This window comes from Caballeronia mineralivorans PML1(12), assembly GCF_001028175.1.
GTDB lineage: Bacteria > Pseudomonadota > Gammaproteobacteria > Burkholderiales > Burkholderiaceae > Caballeronia > Caballeronia mineralivorans.
On record NZ_AEJF01000273.1, the window covers coordinates 1 to 916 of the forward strand.

A 916-nucleotide genomic window follows, 5' to 3' on the forward strand; every position below is an offset into this window, starting at 1 on the left:
GCCCAGCTTATGATGCGCGGACGACGCGGACATCGTCAGTTCGAGCACGGACATCCGGGTGGGCATCGACGGCAACTGGAAGGTCCGGCGAATCCCGAGCTGCGCGATGCGGTGCGGCGCGAGCGGATCGATGCGCCGCCCGCCGAAGCGGATCGCGCCGCTCGCGAGCGGCGTAAAACCGGTGATCGCGTTCAGCACCGTGCTCTTGCCGGAACCGTTCGGTCCCAGCAGGCCGACAATCTCGCCGCTGTCGATCGACAGGGTGAGACCCGACAGCACGGTGTTGCCGCCGTAACGGATGGCGATGCCGTCCAGGTCGAGAAGCGTCGTCATGAGCGCGTCTCCAGGCGTTCCGGCAGCAAGCCGCGCGGCCGCCATAGCAGGCAGGCGAGCAACATCAGGCCGACGAGGCCGAGCCGCGCCGAACCGGCCAGGTCGCTGCTGACCCCGAGCCAGTCTTTAAGGAACGGCGCGAACGAGTACACGGACTGCACCAGCAGCGCGCCGAGCAACACGCCGAGGTTGCTGCCGAGCCCGCCCACCATCACGATGGTCCAGAGCGCAAAAGTCTCGGACGACACCATGACGTCCGGGCCGACGTAGCTGATGTAGTAGGTAAGCAGCGCGCCCGCGAGCGCGGCGGGAAGGGCGGCGGCGACCGACGCGCGCGTCTTCAGCGACACGGGGTCGTAGCCGAAGCACACGGCGAGCGAGGGCTCTTCCCGCATCACCTTCAGCGCGCGTCCGAAGCGGCTGCTGATGATCCGCGCGTAGCCGCCGTAGATGAGCGCGAGGCAGAGCGCAGCGAGCGCGAGAAACGCGACGTCGCTCCACGGTGCGGCGAGGCCGGCGAACAGCGGGCGGATGCCGCCTATGCCCTGCGCGCCGCCTGTCAGCCAGGACTCGTTGAGTGCGA

At 68.8% G+C, this 916-nt stretch carries 2 protein-coding genes; both read right to left on the bottom strand.

Features of this window, described 5'->3' with window-relative positions; translation table 11 throughout:
* Positions 1–333: ATP-binding cassette domain-containing protein (locus EOS_RS42615; RefSeq protein WP_047898274.1), on the bottom strand; the 333-nt coding region annotated here is incomplete at its 3' end.
* Positions 330–916, bottom strand: a 587-nt coding sequence (locus EOS_RS42620) for an ABC transporter permease subunit (RefSeq protein WP_047898275.1), incomplete at its 5' end; no start/stop codon positions are given. The genes EOS_RS42615 and EOS_RS42620, both read right to left, overlap by 4 nt.